The organism is Rhizobium phaseoli, assembly GCF_001664385.1.
Classification (GTDB): domain Bacteria; phylum Pseudomonadota; class Alphaproteobacteria; order Rhizobiales; family Rhizobiaceae; genus Rhizobium; species Rhizobium phaseoli.
The window spans coordinates 103,430-124,575 of sequence record NZ_CP013533.1 but is presented as its reverse complement, the minus strand read 5'-3'; the positions used below and the strand labels follow the sequence as shown (position 1 = coordinate 124,575).

Sequence of the window (21,146 nt, the reverse complement as noted above, 5' to 3'; positions counted from 1 at the left end):
TCATGGCAAACCCGCTTCTGTCGCTGCGCGGCATTTCCAAAAGCTATGGTCAGATCCATGCCAATCGGCAGATCGACCTCGACGTCGCGGCCGGCTCGATCCATGCCATCCTCGGAGAAAACGGGGCTGGCAAATCGACGCTGATGAAGCTGATCTATGGCGTCGAGCAGCCCGACAGCGGCACGGTCGCCTGGAATGGACAGTCCCTCAGCCTTGCCTCTCCCGCAGAGGCAAGGCGCGCCGGCATTGGCATGGTCTTCCAGCATTTCTCACTGTTCGAGAGCCTGACGGTCGTCGAGAATATCCGCCTGATCGTGTCCGGCAAGAAGAGCGAGCTTGCCGAGCGGGTTCGCAAGCTCGGGCGTGAGTTCAGTCTTGAGGTCGATCCTTTCGCCCATGTGCATTCGCTTTCCGTCGGCGAAAGGCAGCGGGTGGAACTCATTCGCTGCCTGATGACCGATCCGAAATTGCTGATCCTCGACGAGCCGACATCGGTGCTGCCGCCGCAGGCCGTGGAAAAGCTCTTCGAAACATTGCGCCGGCTGCGCGACGGCGGCGTATCCATCCTTTTCATCTCCCACAAGCTGGAAGAGATCCAATCGCTCTGCGATCGGGCGACGATCCTGCGCGGCGGTCGCGTAACCGGTCATGTCGATCCGCGCGCTCATGACGCCCACGAGCTTGCGCGCATGATGATCGGCCGCGACATGCCGGAACCCATGCCTCCTCTGCCTTTGGCTGAGGGCGAAAAGCGCCTGGAGCTGATCGGCCTCGACTACCGGGTGGATCCTTTTGCGGTGCCACTCTCCAACGTCAGCCTAGCGGTGCGCGCCGGCGAAATCCTCGGCATTGCCGGAATTTCGGGAAACGGCCAAAGCGAGCTCGCAGCGCTCATTTCAGGCGAGACCGTCCTGCCGCGGGATCAGTGCGAGCAGATCTTCATGATGGGCCGAGATGTCGGCACGCTCGACGCCGCCGCTCGCCGACGGCTCGGCTTCGCTTTCGTCCCGGAGGACCGGCTCGGTCGCGGTGCGGTTCCCGAAATGTCGCTTGCTCTCAATAGCCTGCTGACCGCCCATCCGCTCGACCTTGTCAGGCATGGCCTGCTCGACAAGACGCGGGCGAAGAGCTTTACCAGTGAATGCATCCGCGACTACGACGTGCGCACCCCCGGCCCCGAGGCGGAAGCAGGGTCGCTTTCCGGCGGCAACCTGCAGAAATTCATCGTCGGGCGTGAAATCATGCTGGCGCCAAAGCTTCTTTTCCTGGCCCAGCCGACCTGGGGCGTCGATATCGGTGCAGCCGCGGCAATTCGCAAGCGGCTCATCAGCCTTCGCAATGAAGGCATGGCGATCCTCATCATTTCCGAGGAGCTCGAAGAATTGTTCGAACTCTGTGACTTCATCCAGGTCCTACACCACGGCACGCTGAGCCCGCCGCTGGTCACGCGCGACACCAAGCCCGAAGAGATCGGCCGTTATATGATCGGAGCCCAGCCGAATCGCGAGAAAGCCCCCGCATGAGCAGAACCTTCCTCACCCTGCCCGCGTTAGTCCGCCGGGAGCGGGCATCGCTTGCCGCCAACCTTCTCGCACCGCCCATAGCCCTCATCGTCACCGTCATTCTTAATCTCGGACTTTACGTCGTCATGGGCCGCGATCCGGTTGCGGTCGTCTATGCGATGCTGATCGAGCCCTTCGTCTCTTGGGCGTCGTTCTCCGAGGTTCTCCTGAAGACCGGGCCGTTGCTCCTTATCGCGAAGGGGCTTGCAATTGGGTTCCGCGCCAAGGTGTTCAATATCGGGGCCGAAGGACAATTCGTCCTCGGTGCGATTTTCGCATCCGCCATTCCGATCTGGTGGCCTGAGGCAACAGGACAATGGATCTGGCCGGCGATGCTGTTGCTCGGCACGATAGGCGGCGCGTTTTGGGCGTCACTTACCGCCTTCTGGCGCGTCAGGCTCAATGCCAATGAGATCCTCGTTTCGCTGATGCTGAGCTTCGTTGCCGTGCAGCTCCTCAATTATCTGCTGCTCGGCCCGTGGAAGGATCCGAACGGCTTCAACTTCCCGCAATCCGTCATGTTCCAGTATGACGCGATGATACCGATCCTGATCGAGGGAACGCGCGTCAATGTCTCGCTCATTCTCGCCCTCCTCCTATCGATTGCCGCCTGGGTCTTCATGCAGAAGAGCTTCATCGGCTACAAATTGCAGGTCGGCGGATTGGCGCCGCGCGCGGCGAGCTACGCCGGATTCAGGGAAAGCCGGGCGATCTGGCTTTCCCTGCTGATCGGCGGAGCGGCAGCGGGTCTTGCCGGGGCGGCCGAGGTCGCCGGCCCTCTCGGTCAATTGCAGCGCTCCATTCCCACCGGATATGGCTATGCGGCGATCATCGTCGCCTATCTCGGCGGCCTTCATCCGATCGGAATCATAATCTCAGCGGTCGTCATGGCGGCGCTTTACATCGGCGGTGACAACGCCATGGTTTCGGCCAATCTCCCGGTTGCCGCCGTCCGGGTTTTCCAGGGCAGCCTGCTCCTTGCCTATCTGGTCGCCATTGCCTTCACGCGCTACCGCCTTGCCTGGCGACCGACGGCAACGAGGAGCGCGACGTGAACGCCATCGAATTCATCCTCGCCGGAATGCTGGCGGCTGCGACACCCTTTCTCCTGGCAGCGCTCGGGGAGCTGGTCGCCGAGCGCGCCGGGGTTCTCAATCTTGGCGTCGAGGGGCTGATGGCATTCGGCGCCGTCATCGCCTTCATCATCGTCTACCACGGCGGCGGCCATTTTCTGGCTTTCCTCGCCGGCGGCTTCGGCGCCGCCTTCATGTCGCTGATCTTTGCGGCAATCGTGCTCGGCTTCAATGCAAACCAGGTCGCGACGGGGCTTGCCATCGGGATTCTCGGGCAAGGCCTGTCGGCGCTGTTCGGCAAGAGCTATGAGAGCCTGACGGTCAGGGCTCTGCCGAAGATCGCCATTCCCGGCCTTTCCGAGATTCCCGTCATCGGCGGCCTGTTTGTCCAGGATATCGTCGTCTGGCTTTCGTTGGCCGCAACCATCGCGATCTGGGCGATGTTTGCCTATAGCAAGGTCGGCCTAATCATCCGCGCCGTAGGGGAAAACCCGAAAGCGGGGCATGCCATCGGCTACCCGGTCATCGCGATCCGCTTCGCCGCGGTCGCATTCGGCGGCATGATGGCAGGCTTCGCGGGCGCCTATGCGGCGACGATCTACACGCCGCTCTGGGCAGATGGGATGATTGCCGGCCGCGGCTGGATTGCGATTGCGCTCGTCGTGTTCGGAACCTGGCTGACCGGCCGCATCTTTCTCGGGGCGTGCCTGTTCGGCGCCGTATCGCTGATGGGACTTGCCGCGCAGGCGACCGGGCTCGACGTCCCCTCGCAGCTGCTCGCATGCCTGCCCTATCTGGTGACGATCATCGTGCTCGGCATCATTTCTGCGGATCGCCGCCTGCTCAAGCTCAACGGCATCGCCTCGCTCGGCGAGCCGTTCGAACGATAGCGATGATGCTCCGGCGCGCAATGTAATAACCGGGATTTCGAATCTTCGTCCGCTATTACGATGGCGGTTCGGCTTTCGAGCATCCGAGACCGGCGCATGGCCTACTCAGGTTGCGCAGCTTGCTTGCGGGCTGCTAGCGCCTCATTAACTGGTGCCCATGGCATCCAGGATCGTCCTGGCAATATCGGCGAAGCCAAGTCCGGCAGGCTGGGCGGAGATCCATTTCGGCACATGCTGCAAATGCGGAAGAACAGGAACGATATTGCTGACGCCGAAAGAATTCGGGATGAAACCGAACATAGGCGCATCATTTCGAGAATCGCCGACGAATGCCGTGGCGGATGGCAATTCGTCAGGATGGACCCCGAACATGCTGGTCAGCAGGCGCTCGCTCATGGCGCGTTTGTCATAGTCGCCGATCCAGGTGTTGATGTGGATGGAACTGATGGCGACGGTTCCGCCCATTGCTCTGATATCGGAGGCCAGTTCCTCGACGGCGCGCGCATCGTGCCCGTGAATGTCGATCGCCACGTCAGCCAGGCGGAACACCTGGTCATGGGCAATCTTGAACGTGCCGCCTCTTTTCGAAATCAGATTTTCGATCGCCTGGAGATGCCGGCGTTGACGCTCACCCTGCAGAGCGCCGTTCTCCCAATAATCGAAAACAACCTCGCCGCCGCGGCGCGTGACGGAATAAGCGCCGCTTTCGCCGATGACCGCGGCAACCGGCCAGGCACGCACGATGTGTTCGCACCACCCGGCTGAACCGCCCGTGACCGGAACGACGGCAATGCCGGCGCGGCTGAGATCCCAAAGGGCATTATAGGTCTGGGGCAGAAGTTTCCCCTCGGTCGTCAGCGTATCGTCGATATCGGTGAAGAGATAACGCACATGCTGCAACTCAATCGGGGATGGCGCCAGATCTACGAAGGTCATATCGTCTCCTCGCCGCAGGTCACCACCTGCATGCTGCTTTCGGCCAGCACGCCGGCGACGGGTGCATCGGCCGGCAGCCGATCGGTATAAAAGCGGGTGATCTTGTTGAAGGGCGCAACGCGTACGCTCGCATGGCGCGTCCATTTGCTGACGTCGGCGGCCAGAACGCGCGTCTGTGCATTCTCAAGCAGCGCATTGGTGATCTGCGCTTCGGCATAGCTGAAGTCCATCAGGCCGTTCAGCGGGCTGAGTGCGCCGGCCCCAACGACCGCATAGGTCGCGTAAAATTTCTCGACGAACTTGATCACGTCCGTGCCCACGACGTCACGGTCGTCGTGACGCAGCAGCCCGCCGGTGAGATGGACTTCGACACTCGGAGATTCACATAGCGTCAGGGCGACGTGGATATTGTTGGTGATGACCCGCAGCCCCTGGTGATCGCGCAAAGCCTCGGCAACGAACTGAACCGTGCTGCCGATCCCAAGAAATACCGTCGCACCCGGGCCAATATCGGCAGCGACCCGCTTGGCGATCTGCCGCTTGGCACGGCGGTTGAGCTGGGCGCGGGCGTTGAGTGAGATGTTGCTGCCCTCGACCGGCACATCGACGCCGCCGTGAAAACGGCGGGCATGACCGAGATCGCACAGCGCATTGATATCGCGCCGGATCGTCTGGGTCGTCAGGTCGTACCGGCGCGCAAGTTCGTCGATATACTGGACGCCTTCCGTTTCGATCAGCGCCAGTATTTCGCGTTGTCGGCTCGATATGACTCGGCTCCCCATTGCCATTCCTTACGAGAGATAGACACTTGGGTCGTCTGTTATCACACCGGTCAAGCCGGCATGCCAAAAAGATGCGAGCTCCCTGGGATCGTTGGAGGTCCAGGCCCGAACCTTAGTGCCGTGACGCACAGCCTCTTCGAGAAAGCCGATGCTGAGAGACTTGTAGCCAAGATGGACCGTCGTCGCCGGAATCGATTGGAGCACCTCTCTCCAGTCATCCGGCACTTTGCTCCACAGCATGGCCAGCTCATAGCTTGGGTTGATTTCGTGCATGCGCTTGAGTGCTGCAGCATCGAAGCTCGATATCATGATCTCAGTCTGCGGTGCGCGTGCCCGAAGATGCTCATCAACCGTTTTCACCAGCTGATCGAGCGATTTGTGGTGCGGGTGCTGCTTGATCTCGACATTGGCATTGAGCCCCAGTTCTCCCAAAGCGGACACGACCGCGGCAAGGGTGGGCAGAGGTTCGCCGTTGAAGCGGGGATCGAACCATGCGCCCGCGTCGATCTTGTCGAGATCGGCTGCGCTGAGGTCCCCGAGGTTGCCCTTCGAAGAGGAGCAACGATCGACCGACACGTCATGGATGACGACCGCCGTGCCGTCGCCTAAAAGCGCGACGTCGAGCTCGATCCATTCGGCCCCCTGCTCGGCCGCCGCCCGAAAAGCGGCGATCGTGTTTTCCGGGGCGACGGCGGATGCGCCCCGATGCGCCTGAACCTCGTTGCGGGAAGGCCCGGATCGCTGCTCTGATCTTGTCATTGTCTCGTACCTTTCGTCGTCGCTTCTTGAGGCTTGGGACATTCGGAGGGGCTATGGCCGCACCTCAGTCCGTGCGCCTTCCCGTCTTGCTGTTGAAGGGGTGCATCTGATCGATGCGGGCAAAGACATCGATCCTGGCAGCCTCCGCGAAGTCCGGCCGCCCCTGAACGGTCAGGACGATCGTCTGCTGGCCCTCGCCCAATCTGACATGCAGGTGGCTTTCTCCGCCGATCGGTTCGAGCAATTCGACGGTCGCATTCAGGCGGATGGCGGGCTCGGCAGGCTTTTCGACGAGCAGCGCATCCGGCCGAAGTCCGACGATATCCGTTCCTTCGGGCAAAGCGAGGCTTCGCCCGGCCCCGGCCGCATCGAACACCTCGATCGGCACCAGATTCATCGGCGGAGAGCCGATAAAGCCGGCAACGAACAGGCTTGCCGGGCGGTCATAGACCTCGACCGGCGTTCCCACTTGTTCGACCAGTCCGCCATTCATGACGACGAGCCTGTCGGCAAGCGTCATGGCTTCGAGCTGATCATGGGTCACGTAGATGCTGGTGGTCTTCAGCCGGCGCTGCAGCCTGCGGATTTCCACCCGCATCTGCACGCGCAGCTTGGCATCGAGATTGGACAGCGGCTCATCGAAAAGAAAGGCGGCCGGCTCGCGCACGATGGCACGCCCCATCGCGACGCGCTGGCGCTGTCCTCCCGACAGTTCGCGAGGCTTGCGATTGAGCATCGGCCCGATTTCGAGGATGTCGGCCGCCTCCTTGACGCGGCGGTCGATCTCGGCGCGAGCCGTGCCACGGTTCTTCAAACCATATTCCAGATTTCCGCGCACCGTCATATGCGGATAAAGCGCATAGTTCTGGAAGACCATGGCAATGTCGCGCTCTGCCGGCTCCGCCTTGTTGACGTTGCGGCCGGCAATCTCGACCTGGCCCTCGGTGATCGATTCCAATCCGGCAATCATGCGAAGCAAGGTTGATTTGCCACAGCCGGAAGGGCCGACGAGCACGATGAACTCGCCGTCTGCAACGGCCAGATTGATGCCTTTGACAGCGGGAATCGAACCATAGCTCTTCTTGACGTCGACTATATTGATCGTGGCCATTTCATTTCTCCGTTTCGACCAGGCCTTTAACGAAAAGGCGTTGCATGGCGACGATGACGAGGACGGGCGGCAAGGCGGCCAGGATGACCGCTGCCATGACGAGATTCCATCTTGGCTCGGCATCGGCGACCGCCGCCATGCGCTGGATACCCATTACGACGGTGTAGAGGCTCTGGTCGGTCGTGACGATCAGTGGCCACAGATACTGGTTCCAACCCAGCACGAACAGGATGATGAACAGCGCGGCGATGTTGGTGACCGAGAGCGGCAGCAGGATATCGCGGAAGAATTTCAGCGGTCCCGCGCCGTCGACGCGCGCGGCCTCCATCAGTTCGTCAGGGACGGTGAGAAAAAACTGACGAAACAGGAAGGTCGCGGTTGCCGATGCGATCAACGGGATGATGAGCCCGCCGTAATTGTTCAACATTCCAAGGTCGGCGACCACCTTGTACGTCGGCACGATGCGTACCTCGACCGGCAGCATCAGGGTGATGAAGATCATCCAGAAGGCGAGCGTGCGGAACGGAAAGCGAAAATAGACGATGGCGAAGGCGGAGAGGATGGAAATGGCGATCTTGCCAACCGCGACACCGACGGCCATGATCAACGAGTTGATCATCATCGGCCCGATCGGCGGCGCGCCGGAACTTGTCATTCCTCTCGACAGCATGGTCGAATAGTTCTCGATGAGGTGCGGTCCCGGCACCAGCGGCACGACGCCGGACAGAAAGTCGTTCGGACCGTGGCTCGAGGCGATGAAGGCGATATAGACCGGGAAGACCACGATCGTGACGCCGAGGATCAGGACGAGATGAGCCAGGACATTCAGGAAAGGACGATTTTCAACCATCGTTGACGCTCCTCAATATTGCACGCGGCGTTCGATGAAGCGGAACTGGATCGCGGTCAGAGCAATCACGATGATCATCAGTATGACCGATTGTGCCGCCGAGGAGCCCAGGTTGAGGCCGATGAAGCCGTCGAAGTAAACCTTGTAGACGAGAATTTCCGTGGCCCGCGCCGGTCCGCCCTGCGTCGTCGCATGAACGATGCCGAACGTATCGAACATCGCGTAAACGATGTTGATGACGACCAGATAGAAGGTGGTCGGCGAGATCAGCGGGAAGACGATCGTCCAGAAACGCTTTACCGGCCCGGCGCCATCGATGGCGCCTGCTTCCTGAAGCGAGCGCGGCACGGATTGCAGCGCGGCCAGGAAGAACAGAAAGTTATAGGAAATCTGTTTCCAGGTGGCGGCGATGACGATCAGGACCATCGCATCGTTCGGATTGACCAGATGGTTCCAGCTGACCCCCAGGCTGCGCAGCATATAGGCGACGATGCCTATCGAGGGGTTGAACATGAACCACCAGAGTATGCCGGCGATCGCAGGCGCGACGGCGTAAGGCCAGATCAGCAAGGTCGAATAAAGGCGGGACGTGCGCAGCACGCGCATGGCCGCGGCGGCCAGAATGAGGGCGATCGCCGTGGATAAGACCGTCACCAGAACGGCAAAGACCAGGGTATGGCCAAAGGCGTCCATGTAGAGCGGATCGGCAAACAGCCGGCGATAGTTTTGGAACCAAACGAAGTTCGTTTTGAAACCGAAGGCGTCCTGGCGAAGGAATGATTGCCAGAAGGCGGTTGCGGCCGGCCAGAGAAAGAAGACGACGGTTATCAGAAGTTGGGGAGCAATAAGCAGATAAGGCAAGATCCTATTGGGAAAGACGGTTCGTTTCGTTTGCATGGGCCCTCACAGAATGATGGAGAGGCAGGGTCCGGCCAGGCAGCCCCTGCCTCGAGCCCTTAGTTGGCGGATTCGAAATCGCGAAGCTGTTCGTTGCCGCGCGCGACAACCGAATCGATCGCTTCCTTCGCGGTCTTCTTGCCGCCCAGCAGTGCTGCGAATTCATCGTCGATGATGCCGCGGACCTGGACGTAATTGCCGAACCGGATGCCCTTTGAATTTTCCGTCGGCGTGACCCTCGTCAGCTGCTTGATGCCGACATCCGCGCCAGGATTCTTCTCATAATATCCCTGCTCCTGGCTCAGCTTGTAGGCAGCCTCGGTGATCGGCAGATACCCTGAGAACTGATGCCAGTCGGCCTGAACTTCCGGCTTCTGCAGATAGGTGTAGAATTTTGCCACACCCTTATACTCCTCTTCCGGGCGCCCCTTCAGTGTCCAGAGTGTGGCGCCGCCGATGATCGAGTTGAGCGGCTGCTTGATGACGTCGTCATAATAGGGAAGCGGCGCAAAACCGACCTTGAAGGCTTTGGCATTGTTGATGACGCCCGCCCGGCCGGCGGACGAGTTCATGTACATCGCGCATTCTTGCGAATAGAACATTGGAGGCGCGTTATCGCCGCCGACCGGTCCGCCGAATTTGAAGAGCCCTTCGTCCTGCCACTTCTTCAGGTTCCCCCAATGGCGAATCGTCAGATCGTTGTTGAAGGTGAATTCCGCATCCAGGCCGCCGAAACCGTTGGCCTTGGTGGAATAGGGTTTGTCGTGCAGGGCGTTGAGATTTTCCGTCTGAATCCAGGAGATCCAGGCGCTGGTGAAGCCGCATTTGGCGGCACCGGACTTGATGATCGTGCGCGAGAAGGCCTCCACATCGGCCCATGTCTTCGGCGGCGTCTCAGGATCGAGCCCCGCTTTCTTGAAGACATCCTTATTGTAATACATGATCGGCGTCGACGAATTGAAGGGCAGCGACAACACGTTGCCGCTGGTGTCGGAATAGTAGCCGACCACCGGCGCAATGAACTTGTTCTGGTCCCAAGGCTCGCCTTGGTCCTTCATCAACTGATACACCGGATAGACCGCGCCCTGTGCTGCCATCATGGTGCCGGTGCCGACTTCATAGACCTGCACGATGGCCGGCTGCTGGTTGGCGCGGAACGCAGCGATGGCGCCCGTCAGCGTCTCATCGTAGGTGCCCTTGTAAACCGGCACGATTTCATAGTCGGACTGAGACGCGTTGAAGCCCTTGGCAATTTGCTCCAGCTTCGCACCGTTCTCGCCACCCATCGCGTGCCACCACTGGATCTTCGTGGCGGCCATCGCCGGAACGGACAAGGACAGGCTGGTCAATCCTGCGGACAGGAAAAAAGCGATCTTGTTCATAATCTCTCCCACTTCTCTCGGTCCGCAGCCTCCCGCTCCAGACGCGTGGATGGTAGCAGCCGAGTTTCACTTTGCAACAGCGGAATGTTCAAATGAACATACGGAATGGTCGTAAGCCGAGGACGGATGGTCTCATCGGTGCTCCGGTGCAATCGCAGCACGTAGATTTCAACGACGTCGTCGAAACATCCAGATACAATGTTCAAATGAACCTTCTGTGTCAGCTATTGAAAAAGCATCGTTTTGTGGGGAGCGCAGAAACTTCCGCGACAAGAAGCGCCGGGTCGCTTCGAGCCAAGATGGCCGCGCCGGTGGAAATGCAATAGATCGGCTGCGCCGTCCATTGATCGCTTTGCCCCAGGAGAGCGCCGTGGCTGGTGCGACTGCGTTTAGAAACAGAGGCCGAGCGCCTCGCATCGAGCGACCGCGTAGAACCTGCCAGCGCCTCAGACGACTTCAACACGCGCCTTGCGCCACGCCTCGTAGCGTTCGAGGGTCTCCTGATTGGGCGGATAGACGCCGAGTGTCGGCTTGCCGGATTCGATCTCCAGCTTGAGGAACTCCTCCTGCTCCTCCATCGCGACGGCCTCGTCGGCAATTTCCCTGACGTATTTCCGAGGAATGATGATGACGGCTTCGGCATCTCCAAAAACGATGTCGTCGGGGTAAACCGCAACGCCGCCGCAGGCAATCGGCTGGTTCATGTCCGATGCGTGATGGGCGACCAAATTGGCAGGCGCCGCAGGACCGAGGCAATAGGTGGGAAGCCCGAGCTGGGCCATATCGGCGGTGTCGCGAACCCCTCCGTCGAGTACAAGACCGGCGCAGCCGCGATAGACAAGGCGACGAGCCAGCACCGCGCCAATGCCTGCGATCTCGGCGATCGAGCGGCAGTCGAACACGAGGACGTGACCCTCGGGGATCGTATCGATCGCCTTGCGCTGCTGGTTGGACGGATCGGAACTGTAGCTCGAGCCGTCGATATCCTCACGCGCCGGAATATAACGGACGGTGACGGCCGGACCGACCATCGGCTTTTCGGCCGCCGCGAGCGGCCGCACGCCGCGAACAGCCGTATTTCTCAGTCCCCGCTTCAGCAGCAAACTGCTGAGACTCGCCGAATTCGTCCGCAAAAGCTTTGCATAAATCAATGGGTCTAAAGCGGTCATGAGATCTCTCCCTTTGTCAGGCGGAAGATCTACCACAACAGATCTTAAGTTCAATAAAGAACTTCATTATTCTTATTTGGACAACTGGTGCCGCCCATTGATGGTTCTTGTCAGCATTCCGGCCGCCTCCAGGACCTCGCGCTTGATCGACCGAGCCCGATCCGGCGTCGCCTCCCCGATAAAAGGCACGCTGACAGTAGCGATCAGACTGCCTCGGTCATCGAATACCGGCGCAGCGAAAGCGCGCAAGCCGAGGTTGGATTCCTGATTGTCCTCAGCGTACCCATCGCGGCGAATTTCCGCGAGCGCCTCTTTCAGCGCCTCCGGATCCGTGATTGTATAAGGGGTCTTGGCCTCCAGCCCGCCGGCGCAGTAGGCCCCGACCTCACCGTAGTCCGAATAGGCCAAAGCAAGCTTGCCGGCTGCCCCGACATGTTTGCGCGAACGTCCTCCCACCTTGATAAACAACGCATAATCGCCAGGACTCGAGGCAGCAAATACCGTCATCATCTCTTGCCCCTCGGGCACGGCCAGCTTGAAGGATTCCATTATCCGCTCCGCCGCTGCCGCAAGAATTGGCCTTGCCGCCTCAATCAGCGTCACGCGATCGGCACCGGGCGAGATCCGCCGGGCAAGCTCGACGAATTTCGGCCCCAGCTCATAGGAGGCTCCGCCATTGACCCGCGCGACCAGGCCGTGCGCGGTGAGCGAGTTCAGAATGCGGTAGACCGTCGACCGGGGCACGCGCAGCTGATCGACCAAGGCGCCAAGCGAGATGCCCGTTTTCGCATCAGCCACCGCCTCGAGCAGATGCGCCGTCTTTTCCACCACCGGAGAACCATGTTTCGGTTCATTCATGACCTTGCAATTCCATTAGAGAATTAATCGGCTTGACTCCGGCAACGTTGGCAACCATCTTGTCCGCCGCAAGTGTCGTATTTGACACTACGCGGTTGCGGGAGGAAGCGCAACCGAACTGCTGCGGCATGCGCGATGGCGCGCGGCTGGAACGGGAGGAGGACTTCATGACGATCAGGAAATTTCATCCACTACGCATCGGGCTTGCGATCTGTCTGGCGGCGGGCGTTGCAATGTCCGCCGACGCTGCCGAAGACAAATTGACGGTTGTGGTGACGGACGAGCCGAAGTCGCTGGATCCCTGTGATACCGATCTTTCGGGAAATTCCCGCATCCTGCACAACAATATCACCGAAGCCCTGGTCAACCTCAGCCCGAAGGACGGATCGGTCGTTGCCAGCCTTGCCACAAGTTGGCGCCAGGTCGATGACCTGACCTGGGAGTTCAAGCTGCGCGAGGGCGTGACGTTCCATGACGGCAAGCCGTTCGAGGCCAGCGCGGTCGTCGCCGCCATTAAGCGGGCTCAAGACCCGGCCCTGGCCTGCGAAGTCGGGCTGGCCACCCTGAAAGGCGTCAAGCTCAACGCAGAGCCGGTCAATCCGACCACCGTCCTCATCAAAACCGATGTTGTCGAACCGATCCTGCCGAACAAGATGTCTGCCGTCGACATCGGTTCGCCGGCGACCCCGACTGACGGCAAGACGCGCAGCCCGGCCGGAACCGGGCCCTACAAGCTGGACGCGTGGACCCCTGGCCAGTCCGTCGCGCTGACGGCCTATGACGGTTATTGGGGCGACAAGCCGGCAATCAAAAATGCAACGATCATCTGGCGTGCCGAATCCGCAGTTCGTGCGGCCATGGTGGAGACAGGCGAAGCGCAGATCGCCTACGAGATCGCGCCGCAGGACGGCACGACCGACCAGGACCAAGCCTTTCCGAACGCTGAAACGTCGCTGTTGAGGCTCGATGCCCAGGTGGCGCCGCTCGACGACAAACGCGTGCGTGAAGCGCTCAATCTCGCCATCGACCGGGACGGCCTCGTCGGGACCATCTTCCATGAGGACGCACAGAAGGCAATGCAGGTCGTGCCGCCTTCGGTATTCGGTTTCAATCCCGACATTCCCGTCTGGACCTATGATCCGGAAAAGGCGAAGTCGCTGCTTGCCGCGGCCAAGGCCGATGGTGTGCCCGTCGATAAGGAGATCGTCATCTACGGTCGCATCGGCATCTATCCCAATTCTTCGGAAAGCCTGGAGGCCATACAGGCGATGCTTGCGGATGCCGGGTTCAACGCGCGGCTCGAAATGCTCGAGACCAGCCCATGGTTGAAACGGCTCCTGAAGCCTTGGGATAAGGATCGCCAGCCGTCGATCCTGCAGACCCAGATCGATAATGCCGAGGGGGATGCCGTGTTCACGCTGCCCAACCGCTTCACCACCGACGGCAATCAGGCGACAATCGCAGATGCCAAGCTCGACAAGCTGATCGCTGATGGTTCGAAGGCAACCGGCGACGAACGCAAGAAGCTGTTCCAGGAGGCATTCCGATATATCGCCGTCGATGCGGTGAATATCGCCCCGCTCTTCCATATGGTCTCGATTGCCCGGGTCGCAAAGGACGTGAACTACATCCCCGATGTGCAGGCCGGCAACGAGATCAAGCTGAAGTCGATCAGCTATCGCTGACCGATGCGCCCAACCACTGTCGCCTGAGGAGAGCGGATGTCCCTCACCTATTTCCTGAGACGTGCCGCCTTCGCAGCGCTCGCGCTTGCGGCTCTGATGACGTCAGCTTTCTTCCTCGTGCGGCTGACGGGTGATCCCGTCAACCTCTATCTGCCTGTCGACGCCTCCGATGCGGCGCGCGAAGCCATGCGCGTCCGCCTTGGGCTCGATCGTTCCCTCCTCGCCCAGTTCTTCGATTGGGCCTGGGATATGCTCAGCCTCGATTTCGGCATGTCTCTCTGGCACCATCGCCCCGCCATGGACGTGGTGCTGGAAGCACTGCCGAACACATTGGCGCTCGGCGCCATCGCCTTGGCACTCGCCTTTGCCGCCGCGATCCTCGTCGGCTCGATTGCGGCGGTGAACGCCGGCGGCTGGGTGGACCGGGGCATCAATCTCCTGTCGCAATCCGCAGCCAGCGTACCCGATTTCTGGCTTGGCCTGATGGGCGTGCTTCTGTTCGCGGTCACCTTCCGAATTCTTCCGACGTCGGGCTTTGGCGGTCCCGTCTACTGGGTGTTGCCGGTCGCCTGCCTGTTCGCTCGACCTTTCGGAACCTTGGTGCAAATCGTCCGCGGCTCGATGATCGAAGCACTGAACGCGACATTCGTCCGGACGGCACGCGCCAAGGGTGCCCGCGGCGGACGAGTCACCTTCGTGCATGCGCTCCGCAACGCTCTCCTTCCCGCGGTCACGGTGACCGGCGACCTCGCCGCGCAATTCGCCGGCGGCGGCGGTGTCGTCGAAGTGGTCTTCGGCTTTCCGGGCATCGGTAAACTTCTGATCGACGGCATCCTGAAACGCGATTTCGCCATCGTTCAGGCATCGATCTTTGCCGTCGCCGTCGTCATCTTCGTCATCAATATCCTGGTCGACATGCTCTATGCCTCGATCGATCCGCGCGTGAGGGTCGAATGACCGACACATCCGCCGAGCTCCTCCCCGCCCGCGCACGCCGCGACCGGCGCATCCTCTGGCTCATGCGGGCGCTCTCAGGTGACCCGATGGCAGTGGCGGCAGCGATCTGGCTGCTGATCGTCGTCCTTGCCATTGCCGCTGACAGCTTTTCGCTCCTCGGCGAGAACCGGATTTCGCTCAAGGCGCGCAACCTGCCGCCCTTCAGCTTCGGCCAATCCTGGACCCTGTGGCTGGGCGCCGATGCGCTCGGACGACCACTCCTTGTCCGTCTGATCGAGGCAGCATCGACGACGATCGGCATTGCCCTCGTCACCGTATTGACAAGCCTCGCAGGCGGGACGCTGCTCGGCATCGTTGCCGGCTATTTCGGCGGCATCGTCGGCAGCCTCGTCATGCGCATCTGCGACATTATCCTCGGCTTCCCGACGCTGCTGGTCGCCTTGTTCGGCCTCTACCTGTTCGGCCCGAGCGTACGCAATCTTGTCATCGTGCTCGCGGTGACCCGCATGCCGGCCTATATCCGGGTTGCACGAGCCGAAACGCTGGAGGTCCGCGAAAGGCTGTTCGTCGATGCGGCGCGTGTCTTCGGCGGCGGGCCAGTCTGGATCCTGCGCACGCACATTCTCCCAAGCGTCGCGCCGACAATGCTGACGCTCGCCTCCGTCAATCTTGCCATGGTGATGCTGTTTGAATCCGGGCTCAGCTATCTCGGACTTGGCATCCAGCCGCCTTCGGTCAGCTGGGGGCTGATGGTCGCACAGGGCCAGGGCTATCTGTCCTCCGCTTGGTGGCTCAGCTTCTTTCCCGGCCTTGCCGTCATGTTCACCACCATGTCCTTCAACCTTCTCGCCAACTGGTTCCGGATCGTCAACGATCCGTCGCAGCACTGGCGGCTTGTGAGCCGGAGGCGCTGATGGCCCTTCTCGATGTCAAGGATCTTCAGGTCAGCTTCGACACGGCTGCCGGCCGCATCCTCGCCCTCAACGGCGTTTCCTTTTCGCTCGAGCGCGGCGAGGTCCTGGCGCTGCTGGGAGAGAGCGGCTCGGGAAAATCGGTGACCGCCTCGGCCATCATGGACCTCGTTCCCGATCCGCCCGGCGCCATCGACCGCGGCTCCATCCGCTTCGAAGGCATCGAGTTGCTGCAACTTCCGCGGAGCGAACGACGTGATCTCTGCGGCGACCGGATCGCCCTGATCTTCCAGGACGCGCTGGCCTCGCTCAACCCGGTCTATCCCGTCGGCTGGCAGATCGCCGAGATGTTCCGCATCCACGGGCGCAATCCGGAAGGCGGCGTCGAAAATGCGGTGATCGACCTGCTGACGGCGATCGGCATTCCCGACCCCAAACGCCGCGCCAGACAATATCCGCACGAGTTTTCGGGCGGCATGCGCCAACGCATCATGATCGCCATGGCCGTGGCGCTCGAACCGGATATCATCATCGCCGACGAGCCGACGACGGCGCTCGACGTCACGATCCAGGCGCAGGTGGTCGACCTGCTCCGCACGATCCGCGAACGCAGCGATGCCGGCATGATCTTCATCACCCATGATCTAGGCGTGGTGGCCGAGCTCGCAGACCGTGTCGCTGTCATGTATGCCGGCCGCATTGTCGAGACCGCGAGCGTCTTCGAACTCTTCGAGGATGCCCGCCATCCTTACAGCGCCGGCCTGCTTGCCTCGCAGCCGCACATCGACACCGATGAGGACGCACTGATCCCGATCCCCGGCTCGGCTCCCAATCCGGTCGCCCTGCCGTCCGGCTGCGCCTTCAGGACCCGCTGTCCGCGCGCCGCAGGTGTCTGCGCCGAGCATGTCCCTCCTCTTGAAACCGTGGGTCCAGGCCGCCAGGCCGCCTGCCATTTCCCGGTGACGCCAGCATGACCGAGCCACTTCTCAAGGTGCAAAACCTCTCCCGGCACTTCGGCAGTGGCGCAACAGCAGTGCGCGCCGTCGACGACGTCAGCTTCGAGATCGGCCGGGGCGAAACTGTCGGTCTCGTCGGCGAAAGCGGATGCGGCAAGACCTCGCTGGTACGCACGCTGCTGAAGCTCGGGCCGGCAACGAGCGGCAGCGTATTGCTCGACGGTGTCGAGATCACCGGGGCAAGCGGCCGCCAGCTGCACGATCTGCGCCGACAGATGCAGGTCGTCTTCCAGGATCCCTACCAGTCACTCAATCCGCGCCTGCGGGTCGACCGGTTGATTGCCGAACCGTGGGCGCTGCATCCCGGCGTCCTGCCGAAATCCCGGTGGCGGGAGGAGACGGTCAGGCTGCTCGAATCCGTCGGATTGCGCGCCGAACATGCGGAGCGCTACCCCTCCGAATTTTCGGGAGGTCAGCGTCAGCGGCTTGGCATTGCGCGCGCCCTGACGCTCGATCCGACGCTCCTCGTATGCGACGAGCCGGTCTCGGCCCTCGACGTGTCGGTCCAGGCGCAGGTCGTCAATCTGCTCGCCAGGCTGAGGCGCGAGCGCAATCTGGCGATGCTGTTCGTCGCCCATGATCTGGCCGTGGTGCGGCATGTCTCCGACCGGGTGATGGTCATGTATCTCGGCAAAATCATTGAAACAGGACCGAAACAGTCGATCTTCAGCGCGCCGGCCCATCCCTACACCCAGGCCCTGATGTCGGCAGTCCCGACACCGGATCCGCGGCTTCGCGGACAAGGCAGACGCATCGTTCTGAAAGGCGATCTGCCAAGCCCCGTCGATCCGCCGAGCGGATGCCGTTTTCGAACGCGCTGCTGGAAAGCGACATCGCTCTGCGCGGAACAGGAGCCGGCCTTGAAGAACAGGACGGCAGCGCCCGGACTGCTGACCGCCTGCCATCATGCCGATCCGGATCTTTCCACGGCCGCCGTTTGACCTCGACGGACCACCCATATTTCAGCAGCGTTGCACGGGCGCAGCAAGATTGGAACGGAGTCACGCCTTCTCTCATTACCGGTGGGACAAAGGAGGCTTTCGAATGGAAATCCAGGGAATTTACGCGGCGCTCGCCACGGCGAGCATGGATAAGGCAGAAAGGTTCTACACCCGACTTTTCGGTCGGGAGCCTGATGATCGCCCCATGGTGGGTCTGATCCAATGGCGCAACATTGCCGGAGCCAACATCCAAATCTTCGACAATAGCAAGAATGCCGGCTCCGGCAGATTGACAATTGTGGTGCCGAGAATGGATCGGGCGCGAAAATCGCTTGAAGAGATGGGCGTGGATCTCACAGATGAATCGCAAGGTGATTACGGACGCATCGCTCAAATCGCAGACCCGGACGGAAATCGCATCACCCTTGCCGAGCCGCCCACAAGACCCTTCGATAGCTAGACCAGACCGCCTCGCCGGCCAACAGTCGGATTTTTTGTTCCGGAATGTCGGAGTGGTCGACGGTCACACGTCCTGGGGAGGTGCAGATAACCCGGGAGGCGCACGTGCCGGCACAGCTATTGTTGAAGGGAAGAGGACTGGTTGAATGCCCGCGTTGGCATAAGGGCGAGCTCTGGTTTGCCGATTGGACCACTGGCGAAATCCGAGTTCTTGAAGAGAAAGGCCAATCTCGGCTTGTCGTTCCTGCGAAAGCTCCACCGCTGTCATTCGATTTCAGCCCGGACAACGAACTTTTCGTGGTCCAGTCCGCTTCCTCATCGCTCCTGCGTTTCGATGGTGAGGGTCTGAAAGAGTTCGCTGCGCTCGGGCCAGGCAGGTGGAACGAGATCGTCATTGACGCTGCAGGCAGAATCTATGTCAACGGCCCATCCCTTATGCTGATTCTGCGGGATGGCAGCGTCGAGACGCAGGCTGAAGGCTTTCAGTTTCCGAACGGCATGGCGTTATCCCAGGATGGCCGAACTCTCGTCTGCGCCGAAAGTTGGGCCAGGCAATTGACTGCTTTCGACGTGGCGCCGGACGGCCAGCTTGGCAACAGGAGGATCTGGGCGGAGCTTCCCGGCCCCCCGGACGGGATCTGCTTCGACAGCCAGGGAGCCATCTGGTACGCGGATGTCCCCAATGCCTATTGCCGCCGGGTCCGCGAAGGCGGCGAAATACTTGACGAGGTCAAGGTCGATCGGGGCGCATTCGCCTGTATGCTCGGCGGCAACAATCGGTCGACCCTCTTCATCACCACTGCACGATGGTTTGGGATGGACAAGATGGATCAGATTGCCGGAACCGGTCAGATCGTCTCCGTCGAAGTGAACGATCCCGGAGCCGGCTGGCCGTACAATTGAACAGTCGCTCGCGGACCAGGCCTGCCAGCTTCACTGACTTCGGGCACCGCACCAGGTTGAAACTACGACCGGAAACCGGTGCTGCTGTTTACGGAATTCAGCCGGTTGAATCGCCAAATACCGGCCTCGGCGAGGATTTAATAAATTGATAAGCGGCGGGCGATAGATTTCAGCGACAATTATGATCGTGAAATCCTGCACCCGCCCCTGCAGGACGACCTTGAAGCTCGCGATCGCCACTTTTTGACAGATCGGCTCCTGATGACCAGGTCATCCAATTTAATAGACTTAGACTCACATCCCACAGCAAGATTGCGGGCGGAGCTCGACCACCGCACTAAAGTTACGCCGGCGATGCTTCATTCGATCGACAAGCAGGGGCGTCTCATCTCAGTCAGCGATGCCTGGCTTGCCAAGCTCGGTTATTCTCGCGAGGAAGTCATCGGACGGCCCTCCTCCGAGTTCCTGACACCGGAATCCCGGATGTATGCAATTCGGGAAGTATTGCCTGCATTCTTCCTGTCTGGCCGCATCGACAATGTCGAATATCAGATGGTGTGCAAGGACGGCCGGGTCATCGACATCCTCCTGTCGGCCGTTCTGGACAAGAGCTTACCGGAAATGGAGGCTGTCTCTCTCGCGGTCATCACGGATGTGACTGCGTTCAAGGCTGCCGAACAGCAACTGATCTTGAGCGAAGCCCGTTATCGCGAACTGGTCGAGAGCCAGTCGGAACTGGTGTCTCTCGCAAACCCGGAAGGCGTGTTGCGCTTCGTCAACCATGCCTATGCGCGCCACTACGGACTGCAACCGCATGAAATGGAGGGCAGGAACCTGTTCGACTTCATTCCGGAGGATAGCCGGGCCGCTGTCGCAGAACATCTGCGAATCGTGTGCAGTGTCAGCCATAGCGTCGAGAACGAGAATCAGGTGGTTCTATCGGATGGGCAAGTCCGGTGGATGGCTTGGACCAATAGAGCACTGTTCGACGCCCAGGGTCAGGTGACGACCATTCATTCGGTCGGTCGCGACATAAGCGATCGCGTTGCGGCGGAACGCCGCCTCCAGGAAAGCGAAGCACGCTACCGCCTTCTGGCAGACCATAGCACCGATATGGTGTTCCAGCTCGATGGCGATCTCGTGCGCCGATATGTATCACCATCTTGCCGCGATATTCTCGGCTACGAGCCGGAGGATCTGATCGGTGCACAGCCAATGGCGATGGCGCATCCCGAGGACGCGCCGATCGTGACGCTCGCCTTTCAGTCGATGTTGGAGGGACGTGCGGATCGTCGCTCGATCATTAACCGCATTCGTCACCGGGACGGGCACTGGATCTGGGTGGAGGCGCAGCTCAAGGCGCTGAAAGACCCAAAGACAAGCACAATATCCGGCATTATTGGCACGCTCAGGGATGTTTCGGCCCGGAAGGCCATCGAGGATCAGTTGCAGGAAGCAAATCGTCGCCTGCAGGCGCTTGCCGAGCAGGACGCGCTGACAGGCCTTGCCAACCGGAGATACTTCGACGAAGCGCTTCTGCGCGCGCACGCCCACGCTCTCAGCGAACGGACGAACCTTGCACTGCTCATGATCGATGTGGACCGGTTCAAATCCTTCAATGACCGCTACGGCCATCCGTCGGGCGACGAATGCCTGAAGAGGATCGGCGGAGCAATTAAAGACACGATCCGCCGCGCCGGTGACGTCGCCGCGCGCTACGGCGGAGAGGAATTTGCCGTACTGCTGCCGGGTGCCGACGGATCGGAAGCGGCGTCTGTCGCAGAGCTGATCCGTCTCGCCGTGCTTCACCTTGGAATTGAACATGAAGCCAGTCCGAACGGGATCGCCACAATCAGCGTTGGCGTCACCGGGCTGACCGGTGATTCCTCGTGTGGCCCCGAAGCGCTTGTGCGGAAAGCGGACCGCGCGCTCTATAGAGCGAAAGAACGCGGCCGAAACACCGTTGTAATTGCTCACGATTGACTTCACTTCGCTTCATTTGCGA

The 21,146-nt window shown here is 60.8% G+C and carries 20 protein-coding genes; 11 read left to right on the top strand and 9 right to left on the bottom strand.

Translation table 11 applies throughout. The features are described 5' to 3' along the window. Window positions 1–2: 2 nt before the first annotated feature. From AMC88_RS22275 to AMC88_RS22265, 3 genes are read left to right on the top strand one after another with little or no spacing between them, the layout of a single operon-like run. Window positions 3–1,523, top strand: a complete 1,521-nt coding sequence (locus tag AMC88_RS22275; protein ID WP_064825957.1) for an ABC transporter ATP-binding protein — start codon at window positions 3–5, stop codon at window positions 1,521–1,523. Continuing rightward, entirely contained in the window at window positions 1,520–2,617 is a 1,098-nt protein-coding gene (locus tag AMC88_RS22270; RefSeq protein ID WP_064825956.1) for an ABC transporter permease, read from the top strand. Before AMC88_RS22275 ends, AMC88_RS22270 begins: the two co-directional genes overlap by 4 nt. Further along, window positions 2,614–3,525: an ABC transporter permease gene (locus tag AMC88_RS22265; protein ID WP_064825955.1), complete on the top strand. Its 912-nt coding sequence runs from the start codon at window positions 2,614–2,616 to the stop codon at window positions 3,523–3,525. Before AMC88_RS22270 ends, AMC88_RS22265 begins: the two co-directional genes overlap by 4 nt. A 144-nt stretch (window positions 3,526–3,669) precedes the next feature. On the opposite strand, the gene AMC88_RS22260 is transcribed toward AMC88_RS22265, so the two are convergent. From AMC88_RS22260 to AMC88_RS22220, 9 genes are all read right to left on the bottom strand, one after another. Beyond that, complete coding sequence (locus AMC88_RS22260; RefSeq protein WP_064823286.1) at window positions 3,670–4,461, bottom strand: HAD-IIB family hydrolase; 792 nt, start codon at window positions 4,459–4,461, stop codon at window positions 3,670–3,672. Beyond that, entirely contained in the window at window positions 4,458–5,243 is a 786-nt protein-coding gene (locus tag AMC88_RS22255) for a DeoR/GlpR family DNA-binding transcription regulator (protein WP_064823285.1), read from the bottom strand. The genes AMC88_RS22260 and AMC88_RS22255 overlap by 4 nt, the downstream gene beginning before the upstream one ends. 9 nt (window positions 5,244–5,252) lie before the next feature. Beyond that, on the bottom strand, window positions 5,253–6,002 hold the full coding sequence (locus tag AMC88_RS22250; RefSeq protein WP_064825954.1) for a glycerophosphoryl diester phosphodiesterase: 750 nt from the start codon (window positions 6,000–6,002) through the stop codon (window positions 5,253–5,255). Between the two features lie 64 nt (window positions 6,003–6,066). Next, the gene (locus tag AMC88_RS22245) at window positions 6,067–7,113 is read right to left on the bottom strand and encodes a sn-glycerol-3-phosphate import ATP-binding protein UgpC (RefSeq protein WP_064825953.1); all 1,047 of its coding nucleotides are present in this window, start codon (window positions 7,111–7,113) and stop codon (window positions 6,067–6,069) included. Window position 7,114: 1 nt separating this feature from the next. Beyond that, window positions 7,115–7,963 carry a sn-glycerol-3-phosphate ABC transporter permease UgpE gene (gene ugpE / locus AMC88_RS22240; RefSeq protein ID WP_064825952.1) on the bottom strand — a complete coding sequence of 283 codons (849 nt, stop codon included), beginning with the start codon at window positions 7,961–7,963 and terminating at the stop codon, window positions 7,115–7,117. Between the two features lie 12 nt (window positions 7,964–7,975). Then, window positions 7,976–8,860 (bottom strand): sn-glycerol-3-phosphate ABC transporter permease UgpA, encoded by an 885-nt coding sequence (gene ugpA / locus AMC88_RS22235; protein WP_064823281.1) that lies wholly within the window; start codon window positions 8,858–8,860, stop codon window positions 7,976–7,978. 59 nt (window positions 8,861–8,919) lie between these two features. Further along, window positions 8,920–10,242: a sn-glycerol-3-phosphate ABC transporter substrate-binding protein UgpB gene (gene ugpB, locus AMC88_RS22230; RefSeq protein ID WP_064825951.1), complete on the bottom strand. Its 1,323-nt coding sequence runs from the start codon at window positions 10,240–10,242 to the stop codon at window positions 8,920–8,922. A gap of 446 nt (window positions 10,243–10,688) precedes the next feature. Further along, a complete protein-coding gene (locus AMC88_RS22225; RefSeq protein WP_029532041.1) occupies window positions 10,689–11,411 on the bottom strand; it encodes an RraA family protein in 723 nt (240 codons plus the stop codon). Between the two features lie 72 nt (window positions 11,412–11,483). After that, window positions 11,484–12,269, bottom strand: a complete 786-nt coding sequence (locus AMC88_RS22220) for an IclR family transcriptional regulator (protein WP_016736842.1) — start codon at window positions 12,267–12,269, stop codon at window positions 11,484–11,486. A 167-nt stretch (window positions 12,270–12,436) separates the two neighbouring features. Here AMC88_RS22220 and AMC88_RS22215 point away from each other — a divergent pair, with 167 nt between their 5' ends. From AMC88_RS22215 to AMC88_RS22180, 8 genes are all read left to right on the top strand, one after another. Beyond that, entirely contained in the window at window positions 12,437–13,954 is a 1,518-nt protein-coding gene (locus AMC88_RS22215) for an ABC transporter substrate-binding protein (protein WP_064823424.1), read from the top strand. 36 nt (window positions 13,955–13,990) lie between these two features. Beyond that, a complete protein-coding gene (locus AMC88_RS22210) occupies window positions 13,991–14,911 on the top strand; it encodes an ABC transporter permease (protein ID WP_004677527.1) in 921 nt (306 codons plus the stop codon). Further along, window positions 14,908–15,825: an ABC transporter permease gene (locus AMC88_RS22205; RefSeq protein ID WP_064825950.1), complete on the top strand. Its 918-nt coding sequence runs from the start codon at window positions 14,908–14,910 to the stop codon at window positions 15,823–15,825. The genes AMC88_RS22210 and AMC88_RS22205 overlap by 4 nt, the downstream gene beginning before the upstream one ends. Then, a complete protein-coding gene (locus AMC88_RS22200) occupies window positions 15,825–16,796 on the top strand; it encodes an ABC transporter ATP-binding protein (protein WP_064825949.1) in 972 nt (323 codons plus the stop codon). Before AMC88_RS22205 ends, AMC88_RS22200 begins: the two co-directional genes overlap by 1 nt. Further along, window positions 16,793–17,779, top strand: a complete 987-nt coding sequence (locus AMC88_RS22195) for an ABC transporter ATP-binding protein (RefSeq protein ID WP_029532047.1) — start codon at window positions 16,793–16,795, stop codon at window positions 17,777–17,779. Before AMC88_RS22200 ends, AMC88_RS22195 begins: the two co-directional genes overlap by 4 nt. A 103-nt stretch (window positions 17,780–17,882) precedes the next feature. Then, complete coding sequence (locus AMC88_RS22190; RefSeq protein ID WP_064823275.1) at window positions 17,883–18,239, top strand: VOC family protein; 357 nt, start codon at window positions 17,883–17,885, stop codon at window positions 18,237–18,239. A gap of 104 nt (window positions 18,240–18,343) precedes the next feature. After that, window positions 18,344–19,141: an SMP-30/gluconolactonase/LRE family protein gene (locus AMC88_RS22185; protein ID WP_064826089.1), complete on the top strand. Its 798-nt coding sequence runs from the start codon at window positions 18,344–18,346 to the stop codon at window positions 19,139–19,141. 354 nt (window positions 19,142–19,495) lie between these two features. Further along, entirely contained in the window at window positions 19,496–21,124 is a 1,629-nt protein-coding gene (locus AMC88_RS22180) for a sensor domain-containing diguanylate cyclase (protein ID WP_237353180.1), read from the top strand. Window positions 21,125–21,146 lie beyond the last annotated feature (22 nt).

Coding starts and splice junctions, on each gene's coding strand:
- AMC88_RS22275 (WP_064825957.1), top strand. CDS start 3: ATGGCAAACCCGCTTCTGTCGCTGCGCGGCATTTCCAAAAGCTATGGT.
- AMC88_RS22270 (WP_064825956.1), top strand. CDS start 1,520: ATGAGCAGAACCTTCCTCACCCTGCCCGCGTTAGTCCGCCGGGAGCGG.
- AMC88_RS22260 (WP_064823286.1), bottom strand. CDS start 4,461: ATGACCTTCGTAGATCTGGCGCCATCCCCGATTGAGTTGCAGCATGTG.
- AMC88_RS22255 (WP_064823285.1), bottom strand. CDS start 5,243: ATGGGGAGCCGAGTCATATCGAGCCGACAACGCGAAATACTGGCGCTG.
- AMC88_RS22250 (WP_064825954.1), bottom strand. CDS start 6,002: ATGACAAGATCAGAGCAGCGATCCGGGCCTTCCCGCAACGAGGTTCAG.
- AMC88_RS22245 (WP_064825953.1), bottom strand. CDS start 7,113: ATGGCCACGATCAATATAGTCGACGTCAAGAAGAGCTATGGTTCGATT.
- ugpE (WP_064825952.1), bottom strand. CDS start 7,963: ATGGTTGAAAATCGTCCTTTCCTGAATGTCCTGGCTCATCTCGTCCTG.
- ugpA (WP_064823281.1), bottom strand. CDS start 8,860: ATGCAAACGAAACGAACCGTCTTTCCCAATAGGATCTTGCCTTATCTG.
- ugpB (WP_064825951.1), bottom strand. CDS start 10,242: ATGAACAAGATCGCTTTTTTCCTGTCCGCAGGATTGACCAGCCTGTCC.
- AMC88_RS22225 (WP_029532041.1), bottom strand. CDS start 11,411: ATGACCGCTTTAGACCCATTGATTTATGCAAAGCTTTTGCGGACGAAT.
- AMC88_RS22220 (WP_016736842.1), bottom strand. CDS start 12,269: ATGAATGAACCGAAACATGGTTCTCCGGTGGTGGAAAAGACGGCGCAT.
- AMC88_RS22215 (WP_064823424.1), top strand. CDS start 12,437: ATGACGATCAGGAAATTTCATCCACTACGCATCGGGCTTGCGATCTGT.
- AMC88_RS22210 (WP_004677527.1), top strand. CDS start 13,991: ATGTCCCTCACCTATTTCCTGAGACGTGCCGCCTTCGCAGCGCTCGCG.
- AMC88_RS22205 (WP_064825950.1), top strand. CDS start 14,908: ATGACCGACACATCCGCCGAGCTCCTCCCCGCCCGCGCACGCCGCGAC.
- AMC88_RS22200 (WP_064825949.1), top strand. CDS start 15,825: ATGGCCCTTCTCGATGTCAAGGATCTTCAGGTCAGCTTCGACACGGCT.
- AMC88_RS22195 (WP_029532047.1), top strand. CDS start 16,793: ATGACCGAGCCACTTCTCAAGGTGCAAAACCTCTCCCGGCACTTCGGC.
- AMC88_RS22190 (WP_064823275.1), top strand. CDS start 17,883: ATGGAAATCCAGGGAATTTACGCGGCGCTCGCCACGGCGAGCATGGAT.
- AMC88_RS22180 (WP_237353180.1), top strand. CDS start 19,496: ATGCTTCATTCGATCGACAAGCAGGGGCGTCTCATCTCAGTCAGCGAT.